Source organism: Aeromonas sp. R1-1 (assembly GCF_040908495.1).
GTDB classification, from domain to species: Bacteria; Pseudomonadota; Gammaproteobacteria; order Enterobacterales; family Aeromonadaceae; genus Aeromonas; species Aeromonas veronii.
Map to the genome: position 1 here is coordinate 1 of NZ_JBFODV010000286.1, position 15,355 is coordinate 15,355.

Here is a 15,355-nt window from a genome sequence, read left to right on the forward strand (position 1 = left end):
AGACCTTGGTGGTGGATGGCCTCTCCGAAGTGGACAGCATGATCGCCGTGCAGAAGATGCTGCAGGGGATGGCCAACGTCAGCAAGGTGGCGATCGGCAAGCTGGAGGGGGACCAGGTCACCTTCAACTTTACCCTGCAAGGGGATCAGGCCGAACTGGTGCGGGCGCTGCAACTTGAGAGTCGTTTGCGCAAGGTTGACGATAATGGCAGCGGTTTNGGGCGGTTCTCTATCTGCCTTTGCGATGATACACTTAGCCACAAATGTCACAGTCAAAGCCCAACGAGTGAAGCAACCGGCCCAACTGTCTTTAGCCGTACAACTACCGGATGATGAAACCTTCGTCAGTTTTTATCCCGGCAACAATGCTCATCTGATCACCGCCCTCAAGAATGCGGCCATCGGTCAGGGATCGCCTTTCCTCTATTTCTGGGGAGCCAAGGGATCCGGACGCTCTCATCTGCTCCACGCCACCTGTGCCGAGGTCAACGCCCGCGATGCGGCAGCGGCCTATCTCTCCCTCGATCAGTTTGAACAGCTCGACCCCAGCATGCTCGATGCCCTCGAAAGCTTGCCGCTGGTCTGTCTCGACAGCCTTGAGGCGATCGCCGGCAATGCCGTGTGGGAGCGGGCGCTGTTCGATTTCTATAACCGCTGGCAGGAGAAGGGCGAGGGAACGCTGGTGGTCACCGGCTGCAGCGCACCGCGCAAACTGGGGCTGCAGCTGCCGGATCTCGCTTCGCGCCTCGACTGGGGGGTGAGTTTCCATCTCGAAGAGCTGGATGACGAAGGCAAGCTCAGTGCCCTGCAGCTGCGTGCCGAGCTGCGGGGCTTCAAACTGCCCATCGATGTGGGCCGCTTCCTGCTGAACCGACTCTCCCGCGATATGCGCACCCTGCTCACCACTCTCAATCAGCTCGACAATGCCTCATTTCGCGCCAAGCGCAAGCTCACCATCCCCTTTGTTAAAGAGATCCTCGAGCTCTGATCCTCTCGGCGGTGTGCGGTTGTGCACCTGACTTTCGTTTGAGTGGCAGATAAAAAGAAACCCCGGCTTCAGACCGGGGTTTTGCTATTTCAAAGGGCTCTGCCTATCAGTGGAACTGATCTTCTTCGGTGGAGCCGGTCAGTGCGGTGACCGAGGATTGGCCACCCTGAATGACGGTGGTCACCTTGTCGAAGTAACCGGTACCTACCTCCTGCTGGTGGGCCACGAAGGTGTAACCACGGCTGGCGGCGGCAAATTCCGGCTCCTGCACCATCTCGACGTAGTGCTTCATCCCTTCGCCACGGGCGTACTGGTAGGCCAGCTCGTACATGTGGAACCACATGTTGTGGATACCCGCGAGGGTGATGAACTGGTACTTGTAACCCATATCGGAGAGCTCCTGCTGGAAGCGGGCGATGGTGGCATCGTCCAGATTCTTCTTCCAGTTGAAGCTCGGGGAGCAGTTGTAGGCCAAGATGCGATCCGGGAACTTGGCCTTGATTGCTTCGGCAAATTTACGCGCTTCGTCCAGATCCGGCTTGGCGGTTTCACACCACACCATGTCGGCGTAGGGGGCGTAAGCCAGACCGCGAGCGATGGCCTGATCGATACCGGCACGCACCTTGTAGAACCCTTCGGCAGTGCGCTCGCCAGTCAGGAAGTCTGCATCGTACGGGTCGGCGTCGGTGGTCAGCAGGTCAGCGGCGTTGGCGTCGGTACGGGCGATCACCAGGGTGGTGGTGCCACATACATCGGCTGCCAGACGGGCGGCAACCAGCTTCTGCACCGCTTCCTGAGTCGGTACCAGCACCTTGCCGCCCATATGACCGCACTTCTTGACGGACGCGAGCTGATCTTCGAAGTGCACGCCAGCGGCGCCCGCTTCAATCATTCCCTTCATCAGTTCGAAGGCGTTCAGCACGCCACCGAAACCGGCTTCCGCATCCGCCACGATTGGCAAGAAGTAGTCGATAAAGCCCTCATCCTGCGGCCCAACCTTGTTGGCCCACTGGATCTGGTCGGCACGGGCGAAGGAGTTGTTGATGCGCTCCACCACGGATGGCACCGAGTTAGCCGGGTAGAGGGACTGATCCGGATACATGGTGGAGGACAAGTTGTTGTCCGCCGCCACCTGCCAGCCGGAGAGGTAGATCGCCTCGATCCCCGCCTTGGCCTGCTGCACCGCCTGACCGCCGGTCAGGGCGCCGAGGCAGTTGACGTAGCCTTTCTTGGCGTCGCCGTGGATCAGGCCCCACAGCTTGTCGGCACCGCGCTGGGCCAGGGTGTGCACCGGCTGCAAGCTGCCGCGCAGGTTTACCACATCTTCGGCGCTGTAGCCGCGCTTGATCCCTTTCCAGCGGGGGTTTTCCGCCCAGTCTTTCTCGATAGCCTGGATCTGTTGCTCACGGGTCAGTGCCATATCAGTTCCCTCTTTCATTGATTTCACGTTTCCATTGACTTGTTATTGGCGAGCCCCGCCCGGGGCCCGGAGTTCAGAGCCGCTCGTAACCGGGCAGCGTCAGAAAATCGATCAGAGTATCGGCGCAGGTGATCTCTTCCATCAGCTCGCTTGCTTCGGCGAAGCGACCCGCTTGCCAGCGCTCGGCACCCACTTCGGCTTTGACCACCTCCTGCTCCTCGGCCAGCATCTGGCGGAACAGATCCTTGGTCACCACCTTGCCGTTCGACAGGCTCTTGCCGTGGCGGACCCACTGCCAGATGGAGGTGCGGGAGATCTCGGCGGTGGCGGCATCTTCCATCAGACCGTAGATGGGCACGCAGCCGTTACCGTTGATCCAGGCCTCCAGATATTGCAGGGCAACCCGGATATTGGTGCGCATGCCGGCCTCGGTGCGCTCGCCCTCACAGGGAGCCAGCAGGTCGGCGGCTGTGATGGGGGCATCCTGCTCGCGCAGCACGCCGATCTGGTTCTTGGCACCCGTCGCAATGGTGGCGTTGAACACTGCCATCGCAGTATCGGCGAGGCCAGGGTGGGCGACCCAGGTGCCATCGTGGCCGTTATTGGCTTCGCGCTCCTTGTCCGCTTTGACTTTGGCAAAGACCTGTTCGTTGACGGCGGCATCCTTGGCCGGAATAAAGGCGGCCATGCCACCCATCGCCAGCGCACCGCGCTTGTGACAGGTCTTGATCAGCAGCCGCGAGTAGGCGGAGAGGAACGGCTTGTCCATGGTTACTACCTGGCGGTCCGGCAGCACGCGATCCGGATGATTCTTCAAGGTCTTGATGTAGCTGAAGATGTAGTCCCAGCGGCCGCAGTTCAGCGCAACGATGTGATCCTTCATCTGATAGAGCAGCTCATCCATCTCGAATACAGCCGGCAGGGTTTCAATCAGCACGGTGGCCTTGATGGTGCCGCGGGGAAGGCCGAACTTGTCCTCGGTCCAAGCGAATACCTCGCTCCACCAGCGCCCTTCCAGATGGCTCTGCAGCTTGGGTACATAGAAGTAGGGGCCGGAGCCTTTGGCCAGCAGCGTCTGATAGTTGTGCAGGAAGTAGAGGGCAAAATCGAACAGGCCACCGGGGATGGACTCGCCATCGAAAGTGACATGTTTTTCCGGCAGGTGCAGACCACGCACCCGGCAGATGAGCACCGCCGGATTGGGGTTCAGGGTATAGGCCTTTCCTTCCGGACTGGTGTAGGAGACGGTACCGTTGACTGCATCGCGCAGGTTGATTTGGCCCTCGATCACCTTGTTCCAGGCGGGGGCCAGTGAGTCCTCGAAGTCCGCCATGAATACTTTAACGTTGGCGTTGAGGGCGTTGATCACCATCTTGCGCTCGACCGGGCCGGTAATCTCCACACGGCGGTCTTGCAGATCGGCGGGAATGCCGCGAATGGTCCAGTCACCTTCACGGATGTGGGCGGTTTCCGGCAGGAAGTCCGGCAGCTCGCCACCATCGATACGGGCCTGACGTGCCACACGTTGTTTCAGCAATTCCCCTCTTTGGGGAGCAAAACGTTCCACCAGTTCGGAGACCAGCGCCACCGCGTCCGGCGTCAGAATTTGCGCGTATTCGGGTTGCATCTCGCCCTGGATGCGAAGGCGGGCGCTGCAGTGGGTCTGAGCCGGTGCCGACATAAGGTTCACTCCTTTGAGAATTACATTTTGAACTTACTAACTACGACTAAAGTCGAATCCCTGTTCCTGAAACGTTCCCGCAACAACGGGGTAACACGATTGATAAGGTGCGAAATATTGTTGAGTACGTCAACAGTTTTTTTTAAACACCTGTTTTTTGGATGTGGTTAAGTTGATGTTTTTTATTGCTTTATTTGGTTGGTGTAAAAGCTCTACGCAGATGGTTATGCTCCTGCTTTTTCCCATCGGACAACGGCTAATTTGGGCCGTTACCCTGCACCTCATTTTGTAACTTATTACGTAATAAAATTACAAATGCAAAAACAAATCCCGACCTAACTCCAGGCTTTGCCAAAACAGCTGTATAAATTGCGTTTGAATGTGGCAATGAATGTTTTGCTATTGCTAGACCTAGTTGGTGAACGTGCGTTTTAAACTTGGCGTGGTGATGCAGGCTCTGTTGGCACCAGCGGTTGCAGCAATGGAAAGTGAAGCGCAATAACGTAGGTTTGTATCAGTTGTCGGGGGGAATGCCGGAGAGGGAAGGGGGAGACGTATCAGTCAATAATACTGCCATCCTTGATAGAATTAGCAGTTTGTCGTTTTTTGCAGATTTCTCGCCAAGGGCCTGAAACTGAGTGTGTTGAACAGGCGATGTGCTGGTGATGAGCGGCCATCTGGCCGTGCTCAATAGTCATCATCCGGTTCGGCAAGATCGATCACATCCAGCTGGATGACCTGTTCATTTTCGCTTTCGGTGTGGCAAGGAGTGTCGTGAGGAACGGAATAAAGCGTAATGGCGGGTGCGAAATCGGTGTTCTGGTTCATGCCTGGTCCTGTGTTGCACGCAAGCCGGACAGTGATCCCTTCACTTGTGTTTCCACCTCCCTGTGTTGTCTACCGGCGGAAAGTTGCGCATCTTAATGAGTTCGGCAAAAAGATTCAAGTGGTTCTGAGTGTTTTTTGTTCTTAGTAGGCTGGCGTTGTCAGGAGGATAAATCGGAGGCAAAAAAATAGCCCGGTCGTTTGACTGGGCTATTCTCGGGGAAAATGGTCGGTGTGAGAGGATTCGAACCTCCGACCCTCTACACCCCATGCAGATGCGCTACCTGGCTGCGCTACACACCGACGGAGTCAGACTCGGCTGACGGGGAGGAAGTCTAATAGCATGGCCAAACGGGTGCAACTCCTTTTTTATCATAGAGATGCCGATTGCTTCTTTATTGCTCAGTCGGGATGCGGCTTGGGTCTGACGTGCAGATTTGGCATAATCGCCGCCCTGTCACCGCGAGCTATCATGCCTGCTATCTATGGAATCATCTGACAGGTATGGATAGCTGGAATGCAAACTTGAACAATATAAAGAGGGGATGGGCGTGAAACCATCAGAGGTCCCAGAGACACCGAGTCAAACCGAGCTGGACGAACAGTGGATGCGCCATGCCATGGCATTGGCTGCCCGGGCCGAAGGGATTGGCGAGATCCCGGTCGGTGCCGTACTGGTGATGGATGGTCAGGTGGTGGGCGAGGGGTGGAACCGCTCCATCAGCGAACACGATGCCTGTGCCCATGCCGAGGTGATGGCAATCCGGGCGGCGGGCAAGCAGCTGGCGAACTACCGGCTGCTCGACACCACTCTTTATGTGACGCTGGAGCCCTGCTGTATGTGTGCAGGTGCGCTGATCCATAGCCGGGTCAAGCGGGTGGTTTACGGCGCCCGAGATCTCAAGACCGGTGCCGCGGGGTCGGTGTTCGAGATCTTGCAGGACCCGCGCCACAATCACAGCGTTGAGCTGACCGGCGGCGTGCTGGCCGATGCCTGCTCGGCTCAGTTGTCGGCCTTCTTCAAGCGCCGCCGCGCCGAGAAAAAGGCGGCCAAACTGGCGTTGCAACAATCAAACGATACCCTTTCCTGAATCATTCGGGGGCAGCGCAGGCTGCCCTTGCTGATTATCCTCATAAATATCCCTTTATAAACAATATATTGCGTCCATCTTCCTTCGAAAGGATCCCCGCCCATTTTTCCGTTAACAACCTCTGTTAAAGCGCTCTCGATGTAACAAAACTGTCATGCAACCGCCATATAATGCCGCGAAGCCTAGCTTACATTGAGGTCTTGCATGTCATCGGAATCGTTAAACCTGGTCATGGCGGGCAGTAGAAAACGCCGGATCAAGGATAAATTGGCCAAATATGGCGTCACCACAGGCGGAGCCCTGGTACTGGTGGCGCTGCTGCTTATCTTCTTTTATCTGCTCTATGTGGTGAAACCCATCTTCAATGGCGCCTCCATGGAGCCGACAGCCTCGTTTACCCTGCCTGCCGCAGGGAAGACCGCCTGGCTCGGCGTGGAAGAGCAGAACGAGATCGGCTATCGCTTCAGCGATAAAGGGCAGGTCAACTTCTTTGCGGTGCAGGGAGATGACAAGATCAAGGTCGGCCAGTCACTGGGTCAGGCCCAGGTTGCTGGTGACATCACCACGGTAGCGACCCCGGCACCGGGCCAGCGGCTGATTGCTTACGGCTTTGCCGATGGCAAGGCGCAGGTCGTCCAGCCAGCGTTCAAGGTCTCCTATCCCAACGATGTGCGGGTGATTGAACCCAGCCTGCAATATCCCTTCGGCGAAGAGCCGGTGGTGATCGACCCGCAAGGGAAGGCACTGCAACTGATGGTGTTCGAAGCCACCAAGGACAAGATGGCGACCGCCGCCGTGACCGAAGATGGTCGTGGCGTGATGACGGTGATGAGCGGTGAGGAGAACTTCATCTCCGGGGAGATTGAGTGGAGCAGTGAAAACTACACGATTCCCTCCCTGCCGCGCCATGTGGATCAGATGTTGCTGACCCCTAATCTGCGGATCCTGTTCGTGCGCGAGGGTAATCGCCTCTCCGTCTATGACATTCATAACCTGAGCGAAATCTCCCTGCGCAACGTGTTGGAGATCAATGCCCCCAACGCCAATGTGACCCGGGTTCAGCTGCTCTCCGGCGCCTCTTCACTGCTGGTGGGTAATGACAACGGCGTGATTTCACAGTGGTTCGAAGTGGCAAAGGATGGCAAACGCCAGTTCACCCAGATCCGTGACTTCAAGGGCGATGGCGCAGTGGATCTGCTGACTCCCGAGCACTTTCGCAAAGGCTTCATCAGTGCCGACAAGGACGGCATCATCAGCTTCTTCCACGCCACCGGCGAGACCAAGCTGCTGACCGAGACGGTGGAAGGGGGTGAACTCTCTGCCCTGGCCATCTCCCCCCGTCACAACCTGTTGCTGATGCAGCAAGGGAATACCTTCAAGCTCTTCTCGGTGGAGAACGAACACCCCGAGGTGACCTGGTCTGCCCTCTGGCAACAGGTGTGGTACGAAGGGTATCCGGAGCCCCAGTATGTGTGGCAATCCACCTCCGCCAGCAACGACTTTGAAGCCAAGCTGAGTTTGGTGCCGCTGGTATTCGGTACGCTGAAAGCCTCTTTCTACGCCATGGTGTTTGCTGTGCCGCTCGGCGTGGCCGGTGCCATCTATACCGCCTACTTCATGTCGGCGGGGCTGCGCAAATACGTCAAGCCAACGGTCGAGATCATGGCGGCGCTGCCGACCGTTATCCTGGGCTTCCTGGCGGGTCTGTGGCTGGCGCCGATCATCGAGGGTGCGTTGCCCGGGGTGATCCTGCTGCTGATATTGCTGCCGATGGGGATGCTGCTGACTGCATTGCTCTGGAACTATCTGCCGGAGCGCGGCAAGTCCTGGCTGCCGGAGGGGTGGCACGCCATCCTGCTGATCCCGGTGCTACTGCTGATTGGCTGGGGGGCCTTCGCCCTGAGCCCGCTCATCGAGAATGCTTTTATGCACGGCGATTCGCGCATCTGGCTGACTCACGAAATGGGCATCAAGTTTGACCAGCGCAACTCGCTGGTGGTCGGTATCGCCATGGGCTTTGCGGTCATCCCCACCATCTTCTCCATCGCTGAAGATGCAGTCTTCTCGGTGCCCAAGCACCTGACTCAGGGCTCGCTGGCGCTGGGGGCCACCCCGTGGCAGACCCTGAGCCGGGTGGTGATCCTCACTGCCAGCCCGGGCATCTTCTCTGCGGTGATGATGGGCCTTGGCCGCGCCGTGGGCGAGACCATGATCGTGCTGATGGCTACCGGCAACACCCCCATCATGGACTTCTCCATGTTCCAGGGGCTGCGCACCCTCGCCGCCAACATCGCGGTGGAGATGCCGGAATCGGAAGTGGGCAGTTCCCACTATCGGGTACTGTTCCTCGCGGCCTTTGTCCTGTTTGTGTTCACCTTTTTGTTCAACACCCTGGCCGAGTTTGTCCGTCAGCGGTTGCGTGAAAAATACAGCTCGATGTAAGGGGCGACTCTGTAATGGACAAGGAATCGACAATGGGTAAGTGGTTTAAATCAGGGGCCCCCTGGATCTGGATGACCGGCGGTGCCGTCAGCCTGAGTCTGGTGGCGGTACTGGGTCTGCTGCTGCTGATCGGCTGGCGTGGTCTGGTCTACTTCTGGCCGCACCCCATCTATGAGTGGCAGCTGGAAGATGCCAGCGGCAACAAGAGCGTACTGATCGGCGAGATCAACGATCGCGAGCAGGTACCGGTGGAGCGACTGCGCGCTGCAGGTCTGCCACTGGAAGGGGAAGAGCGCGAGCTGCTGACCCGCTATCTGGTCAAGACCGGCAACCGCGAGTTCGTTGACCTCGATTTTCGCTGGGTGCTGGAGACGGACATCAAGTCCCAGAGCCAGCCAGCTGAGCTGGCCATGGTTGAGCGTGCCACCAACGGCAACTTCTATGGCTATATCGTCGGGGTGAAAGAGGATGGCCGCGAGCTCACCTCTGATCTGCATCCTGCCCTGCAGCGGGTGCTGGCGCGAGCCAATGCCCTCTCCGAACAGGCCAACGATCTGCAAAAAGGGGACATCGGCAGCATCAACTATCAACTGGAGCGGCTGCGCCTGAAAGAGCGCAAGGCCGAGCTGGATGACAAGCTGACCGATCAGCTCAAAGCCGAACTGGCCAGCGAGCGTCAGGCCCTCAACGATCGCTATCAGGTGCTGGAAAAAGAGCTCTTCTCCCTGCGTAGCCAAGCGGACCGCGACGCCATCACCGTCAAGGATATGCGTGGCGAGCTGGTGACCATGCCGATGTCCAAGGTACTGGACGTGGTATGGCCCAACGACATGAGCCTGCTGGCCAAGGTGGGTCACTGGTTCCACCAGATCGGCAAGTTCGTCTCTGACGATCCCCGTGAAGCCAACACCGAGGGCGGGGTGTTCCCGGCTATCTTCGGCACGGTGTTCATGGTGTTCCTGATGGCGATCATCGTGACCCCGCTGGGGGTGGTGGCGGCAGTCTACCTGCACGAATACGCGGGTAAGAACAGTCTGACCAAGATCATTCGCATTGCGGTGATCAACCTGGCGGGCGTGCCCTCCATCGTCTACGGCGTGTTTGGTCTGGGCTTCTTCGTTTACACCCTGGGGGGCAGCATCGACCGCCTCTTCTACCCGGAAGCGCTGCCGAGCCCAACCTTTGGTTCACCCGGCGTGATCTGGTCGGCGCTGACCCTGGCCATCCTGACCCTGCCGGTGGTGATTGTCTCCACCGAAGAGGGGCTGGCGCGGATCCCGAGCACCATCCGTCAGGGCTCGCTGGCACTGGGCGCGACCCAGGCCGAAACCCTCTGGCGCATCGTGCTGCCGATGGCGAGTCCGGCCATCATGACCGGCCTTATTCTGGCGATTGCCCGTGCAGCCGGTGAAGTGGCGCCGCTGATGCTGGTGGGGGTGGTAAAACTGGCACCGACCCTGCCGATGGATGGCAACTTCCCGTATCTGCATGTGGAGCGCAAGTTCATGCACCTGGGCTTCCACATCTATGACGTCGGCTTCCAGAGCCCCAACGTTGAGGCTGCCCGCCCGCTGGTCTACGCCACCTCCTTCCTGCTGGTGACGGTGATCGTGGGTCTGAACCTGACCGCTATCGGTATTCGTAACCACTTGCGCGAGAAATTCCGGTCGCTGGAGCATTAATCCGGCGCCTCTTGAGTGATACAAGAGTGAGATAACAGAGGGGCGGCCGAGCGCGAGCCGCCATCTCTCTGCACCAATACGTGAGGGGCGCCGGCAGCTGTCCGGCCACTCCAGATAGATTTTGAGGTAACAGATGATCAACGTAACGACCACGTCTACCCAGCACACCGCGCTGGACCTGCTCAACCTGACCCCGGAGCAGACCGCGCTGGAGGTGAAGGATCTCAACCTGTACTACGGCAGCAAGCAGGCGTTGTTCAACGTCAACATGAAGATCCCCAAAGGGCAGGTGACCGCCTTTATCGGCCCGTCAGGCTGTGGTAAATCGACCCTGCTGCGCTGCATCAACCGGATGAACGATCTGGTGGAGATCTGCCGCATCGAGGGGGAAATTCAGCTGCACGGCCACAACATCTATGACAAGAGCGTCGATGTTTCTGCCCTGCGCCGTCAGGTGGGCATGGTGTTCCAGCGTCCGAACCCGTTTCCCAAGTCCATCTACGAGAACGTGGTCTATGGTCTGCGCCTGCAGGGGATCAATGATCGCCGTACCCTGGATGAGGCCGCCGAGCGCTCTCTGCGCGGTGCGGCCCTGTGGGACGAGGTGAAGGATCGTCTGCATGACAACGCCTTCGGTCTCTCCGGTGGTCAGCAGCAGCGTCTGGTGATTGCCCGTGCCATCGCCATTGAGCCGGAAGTGTTGCTGCTCGATGAACCGACCTCGGCGCTCGACCCCATCTCCACCCTGACCATCGAGGAGCTGATCAACGAGCTCAAGAGCCAGTTCACCGTGGTGATTGTGACCCACAACATGCAACAGGCTGCGCGAGTGTCGGATCAGACCGCCTTCATGTATATGGGCGAGCTTATCGAGTACTCGGATACCAACACCATTTTCACCACCCCGGCCAAGAAAAAGACCGAAGATTACATTACCGGTCGTTACGGCTAAGGAGAGGAGAGGATGAATCTCAGCAAACAGATTGGCAGTCGGTTCAACGGCTAAGGCATAATCGGAGCAATCAAGGATTATTTGTATGGACAATATGAACCTCAATAAACACATCTCCGGTCAGTTCAATGCCGAGCTAGAGAGCGTGCGCAACCAGGTGCTGGTGATGGGCGGTCTGGTGGAGCAGCAGCTCACCGACGCCATCGCAGCGATCCACGATCAGGATCTCGATGCGGCCCGCAAAATCGTGGCCAACGACCACAAGGTCAACGCGATGGAAGTGGCGATCGACGAGGAGTGCACCCGCATCATCGCCAAGCGTCAGCCGACAGCCTCCGACCTGCGACTGGTGATGGCCATCATCAAGACCATCACCGATCTGGAGCGCATTGGCGACGTGGCCGACAAGATCGCCCGCATGCTGACCGACAACGCCAACAAGCCGCAGCCGCCGCTGGTGTCTCTGGAGAACATGGGCCGTCGTACCATCAAGATGCTGCACGATGTGCTCGACGCCTTCGCCCGCATGGATCTGGACGCGGCGCTGGCGGTCTACAAGGAAGATGACAAGGTAGACCGCGAGTACGAGTCCATCATCCGCGAGCTGATGACCTATATGATGGAAGATCCCCGCACCATCCCCCAGGTCCTCAACGTCCTGTGGGCGGCGCGAGCCATCGAGCGGGTCGGCGATCGCTGCCAGCACATCTGCGAGTACATCGTCTACTACGTGAAAGGCAAGGATGTGCGCCACACCAAGGCGGATGATCTGGGTACCCTGCTGGGCAAGGGCTAACCGGAAGTGAATAAAAAGGCGCGTGAAGCGCCTTTTTTGTTGCATAACTGGTCGGAGTAAGATAAAGCCCCCAACTGGCTGTTTTCTGATAGAATACTCCCCCTGTGTGAGTCCCGGATGGGCTCACGGTCCGGTCTCCCGGGCCCAGTTTGCCGTCTTGTGCTAAGGCGGGTGTAGCAATAGGTTAATCATGAGTTTTGCCGATAGTTTGTTCTTTTTAATGCTGCTGGTTGGCGGCAGTGTGTTCTTCTCCCTCTCCGAGATTTCTCTCGCCGCGTCTCGCAAAATCAAATTGCAGGTAATGGCGGATGAAGGTAATCGCCAGGCCGAAAAGGTGCTGGCCCTGCAGGCCCAGCCGGGCAACTTTTTCACCGTGGTGCAGATTGGCCTCAATACCGTCGCCATTCTGGGCGGTATCCTGGGTGAGTCTGCCCTCAACCCCGCCATCAAGGGGATTGTCTCCCAGTTCTACCAGGGCCCCTGGCTTGGCGAGATCAGCTCCGGTGCCTCCTTCGTGTTCGTCACCGGCATGTTTATCCTGATCGCCGATCTGATGCCCAAGCGTCTGGCCATGACCATGCCCGAGCAGATTGCCGTGGTGGTGGTGCGCCCCATGCTCTTCTTCGTCACCGTGTTGATGCCGCTGGTGTGGGTCTTCAACGGATTGGCGAACTCCCTGTTCCGTCTGATGCGCGTCTCCACGGTGCGTAACGACGAGATCACCTCCGACGATATCTATGCGGTGATGGATGCCGGTGCCGAGGCGGGGGTTATCCAGCGCGAGGAGCATCAGCTCATCGAGAACGTGTTCGAGTTGCAGTCCCTTGGTGTCACCTCTGCCATGACGGCCCGCGAGAGCCTCATCTACTTCACCCTGCAAGAGAGTGAAGAGAGCATCAAGGCGAAGATCGCCGAACATCCCCACAACAAGTTTCTGGTCTGTGACCACAACCTCGACCGCATCAAGGGCTTTGTCGATGCCAAAGAGCTGCTGATCCGCGTTATCGGCGGCCAGAGCATCGACCTGATCGGTGGCAACCTGGTGCAGAACGTCATCATCATCCCCGATACCCTGAACCTCTATGAGGCGATGGAGTACTTCAAGAATCATCGTGGCGACTTTGCCGTGGTGATGAACGAGTACGCGCTGGTGGTGGGGATTGTCACCATGAACGACCTGATGAGCACCGTAATGGGTGAGTGGGCGACCCACGTGGTGGAAGAGCAGATCGTCCAGCGCGACGAGAACTCCTGGCTGGTGGACGGGGTCACCCCCATCTCCGACGTGATGCGCGCCTTTGATATCGAAGAGTTCCCCGAGAACCAGAACTACGAGACCATCGCCGGCTTTATCATGTATATGCTGCGCAAGATCCCCAAGCGCACTGACTCGGTCAAATACGCCGGTTACAAGTTCGAAGTGGTCGATATCGACAGTTACAAGATTGATCAGCTGCTGGTTACCCGGGTCGAACCGGCGGTGGCCGAGAAGCCAGCTCAGGAATCGTAAAAGGAGCGACATAAGAGTCATGAAGATGCAGTCTCATTCCCGTGCGCTGGCCTGTGTCGCGCTCGCCCTGGCACTGGGTGCCTGTAGTCAGAGTGCGCCGCGCAAAGCCACAGTGGTAGCCAAGCCGGTAACCCCCAAGCCTGCTGTGGTCGTGCCGCAGCCGGATCCCGATGCGGTGGTGCAAAGCGGCATGGCAGAGCCGAGCCCGGTCTTTGATGAGCAGTACCACGGCCCGGATCAGGGGTCGCTGGAGTCGGTTACCGCCCTGTTTGCCCGTGGCTACATCGAGTCCGCCATGCGCGAGACCATGCTGGCTGCGGTGCACAATGACTATCCGCTGCTCGGCATGCGGGATGTGCGGTTGACCGATCCGGTCTCCAAATTCCTCACCTCCGAGCATGCGGCTACCACGGCCCATGACTACCTCTATGCGGGTGTGCAGCGTCGCCTCGGTCGTCCTCTCAGCCCTGCCCAGTGGGAGCAGATCTGGCGCGGTCTGCCGCAGCAGGGTCGGGTCTCCGACTGGGTCAAGCAGATCAAGCGAGTGCTGGCTGGGCGTTAAGTCGCCAGCGGATCAAGATTGTGATGAGGCCACCTTCGGGTGGCCTCTTGCATTTCTGCGTTTGCCTCGCCGTTTGCACGCTGATTTCTGCTGATACTGATTGCCGCCCGTGGCACTTTGTTTTATCTTGTTTTGGCCATCTAAACATCTATATGTTTTTATGGCTGCATAATGAAAGAGCTTCCCAAGATGAAGCAGGACGATCTGCAGCGATTCGATGTGAAGCCGCAGATCAACAAAACAAACAGATAAATACGCAAATAAACAACGTATATAACAAAGAGACACGACAGATGGAAACCAGGGAATTGTGGGTGCTGGATGGGGGCATGGGGCGCGAATTGGCAAGGCGGGGGGCACCGTTTCGTCAGCCGGAGTGGTCGGCGCTGGCCTTGATGGAGGCGCCAGAGACGGTGCGTGATGTACATCAGGCCTATGTGGCGAGCGGGGCCAGGGTCATCACCACCAACAGCTATGCGCTGGTGCCGTTTCATATCGGCGATGAGCGTTTCTTTGCCGACGGGGAGGGGCTGGCAGCGCTGGCTGGTCAGCTGGCCCGTGAGGTGGCTGACGAGCAGAAGGGCGCCGTGCAGGTGGCGGGTTCTCTGCCACCGTTGTTTGGCTCCTACCGTGCCGACCTGTTCAAGGCGGACAGGGTGAACGAGCTGGCTATGCCGCTTATCCGGGCGCTATCCCCTTATGTGGATATCTGGCTGGCCGAGACCATGAGCCTGATTGCCGAACCACTGGCCCTGAAAGCGCTGTTGCCTGATGACGGCAAGCCGTTCTGGGTTTCCTTCACGCTGGAAGATGAGGCGCCGGGCAACGAGCAGCGACTACGTTCCGGCGAGCAGGTGGCTGATGCGGTGACCACGTTAGTGGCGGCCGGGGTCGATGCCATCCTGTTCAACTGCTGTCAGCCCGAGGTGATCGAGGGGGCCCTCGAGGTTGCTCGCGCCCGATTGCAGGCGCTGGGCCGCGCTGACATTCGCCTCGGTGCCTATGCCAACGCCTTCCCGCCGCAACCCAAGGAGGCCACCGCCAACGACGGGCTGGACGAGATCCGCGCCGATCTGGGGCCGCTGGATTATCTCGGCTGGGCCGAGCGCTGGCGTGCGGCCGGGGCGAATTTGATCGGCGGTTGCTGCGGTATCGGCCCCGAGCATATTCAGGCGCTGAGCAGCCGGTTGCGCTAAGGAGCTTCCATGAAAGAGAACAAGATTGGGCTCTGGTCTCTCACCGCGCTGGTGTTCAGCTCCATGGTGGGTGCGGGGATTTTCAGCCTGCCCCAGAACATGGCCGAGGTGGCAGGCGCCCGCGCCGTGCTGATCGGCTGGGGCGTGACGGGGGTGGGCATCTTGGCGCTCGCCATGAGTTTTCTCTATCTGTCGCGGTTAAGGCCGGATC

13 protein-coding genes, 1 tRNA gene and 1 pseudogene are annotated in these 15,355 nt (G+C 58.6%); 11 read left to right on the forward strand and 4 right to left on the reverse strand.

Features of this window, described 5'->3' with window-relative positions; translation table 11 throughout:
- Both AB5Y92_RS19235 and hda read left to right on the forward strand, forming a co-directional pair.
- Positions 1-197 (forward strand): annotated as a pseudogene (locus tag AB5Y92_RS19235) (DUF2066 domain-containing protein); the annotation flags it as partial.
- 88 nt (positions 198-285) lie between these two features.
- On the forward strand, positions 286-987 hold the full coding sequence (hda, locus tag AB5Y92_RS19240; RefSeq protein ID WP_013723920.1) for a DnaA inactivator Hda: 702 nt from the start codon (positions 286-288) through the stop codon (positions 985-987).
- A gap of 106 nt (positions 988-1,093) precedes the next feature.
- Here the strand turns inward: hda and aceA are convergent, their stop codons facing one another.
- The 4 genes from aceA to AB5Y92_RS19260 all read right to left on the reverse strand — a co-directional run bounded on the left by aceA (position 1,094) and on the right by AB5Y92_RS19260 (position 5,216).
- A complete protein-coding gene (aceA, locus tag AB5Y92_RS19245; RefSeq protein ID WP_005344572.1) occupies positions 1,094-2,407 on the reverse strand; it encodes an isocitrate lyase in 1,314 nt (437 codons plus the stop codon).
- Positions 2,408-2,480: 73 nt separating this feature from the next.
- A complete protein-coding gene (gene aceB / locus AB5Y92_RS19250) occupies positions 2,481-4,088 on the reverse strand; it encodes a malate synthase A (protein ID WP_368227407.1) in 1,608 nt (535 codons plus the stop codon).
- A gap of 687 nt (positions 4,089-4,775) precedes the next feature.
- Positions 4,776-4,916 (reverse strand): hypothetical protein, encoded by a 141-nt coding sequence (locus AB5Y92_RS19255; RefSeq protein ID WP_005334106.1) that lies wholly within the window; start codon positions 4,914-4,916, stop codon positions 4,776-4,778.
- Positions 4,917-5,139: 223 nt separating this feature from the next.
- A tRNA-Pro gene (locus AB5Y92_RS19260) sits at positions 5,140-5,216 on the reverse strand.
- A gap of 305 nt (positions 5,217-5,521) precedes the next feature.
- Between AB5Y92_RS19260 and tadA the strand changes: the two genes are divergently transcribed.
- From tadA to AB5Y92_RS19305, 9 genes are all read left to right on the forward strand, one after another.
- Positions 5,522-6,004, forward strand: a complete 483-nt coding sequence (tadA, locus tag AB5Y92_RS19265) for a tRNA adenosine(34) deaminase TadA (protein WP_234898553.1) — start codon at positions 5,522-5,524, stop codon at positions 6,002-6,004.
- Between the two features lie 204 nt (positions 6,005-6,208).
- Entirely contained in the window at positions 6,209-8,446 is a 2,238-nt protein-coding gene (locus AB5Y92_RS19270; protein ID WP_088869415.1) for an ABC transporter permease subunit, read from the forward strand.
- A gap of 32 nt (positions 8,447-8,478) precedes the next feature.
- On the forward strand, positions 8,479-10,128 hold the full coding sequence (gene pstA / locus AB5Y92_RS19275) for a phosphate ABC transporter permease PstA (protein WP_064336777.1): 1,650 nt from the start codon (positions 8,479-8,481) through the stop codon (positions 10,126-10,128).
- Between the two features lie 133 nt (positions 10,129-10,261).
- On the forward strand, positions 10,262-11,080 hold the full coding sequence (gene pstB / locus AB5Y92_RS19280) for a phosphate ABC transporter ATP-binding protein PstB (protein WP_005334102.1): 819 nt from the start codon (positions 10,262-10,264) through the stop codon (positions 11,078-11,080).
- 85 nt (positions 11,081-11,165) lie between these two features.
- Positions 11,166-11,876: a phosphate signaling complex protein PhoU gene (phoU, locus tag AB5Y92_RS19285; RefSeq protein ID WP_005334097.1), complete on the forward strand. Its 711-nt coding sequence runs from the start codon at positions 11,166-11,168 to the stop codon at positions 11,874-11,876.
- 190 nt (positions 11,877-12,066) lie between these two features.
- Entirely contained in the window at positions 12,067-13,386 is a 1,320-nt protein-coding gene (locus tag AB5Y92_RS19290) for a hemolysin family protein (protein ID WP_368227408.1), read from the forward strand.
- Between the two features lie 19 nt (positions 13,387-13,405).
- Positions 13,406-13,948: a hypothetical protein gene (locus AB5Y92_RS19295; RefSeq protein ID WP_040066197.1), complete on the forward strand. Its 543-nt coding sequence runs from the start codon at positions 13,406-13,408 to the stop codon at positions 13,946-13,948.
- Between the two features lie 293 nt (positions 13,949-14,241).
- A complete protein-coding gene (locus AB5Y92_RS19300) occupies positions 14,242-15,144 on the forward strand; it encodes a homocysteine S-methyltransferase family protein (protein WP_368227409.1) in 903 nt (300 codons plus the stop codon).
- 9 nt (positions 15,145-15,153) lie between these two features.
- Positions 15,154-15,355: amino acid permease (locus AB5Y92_RS19305; RefSeq protein ID WP_368227410.1), on the forward strand; the 202-nt coding region annotated here is incomplete at its 3' end.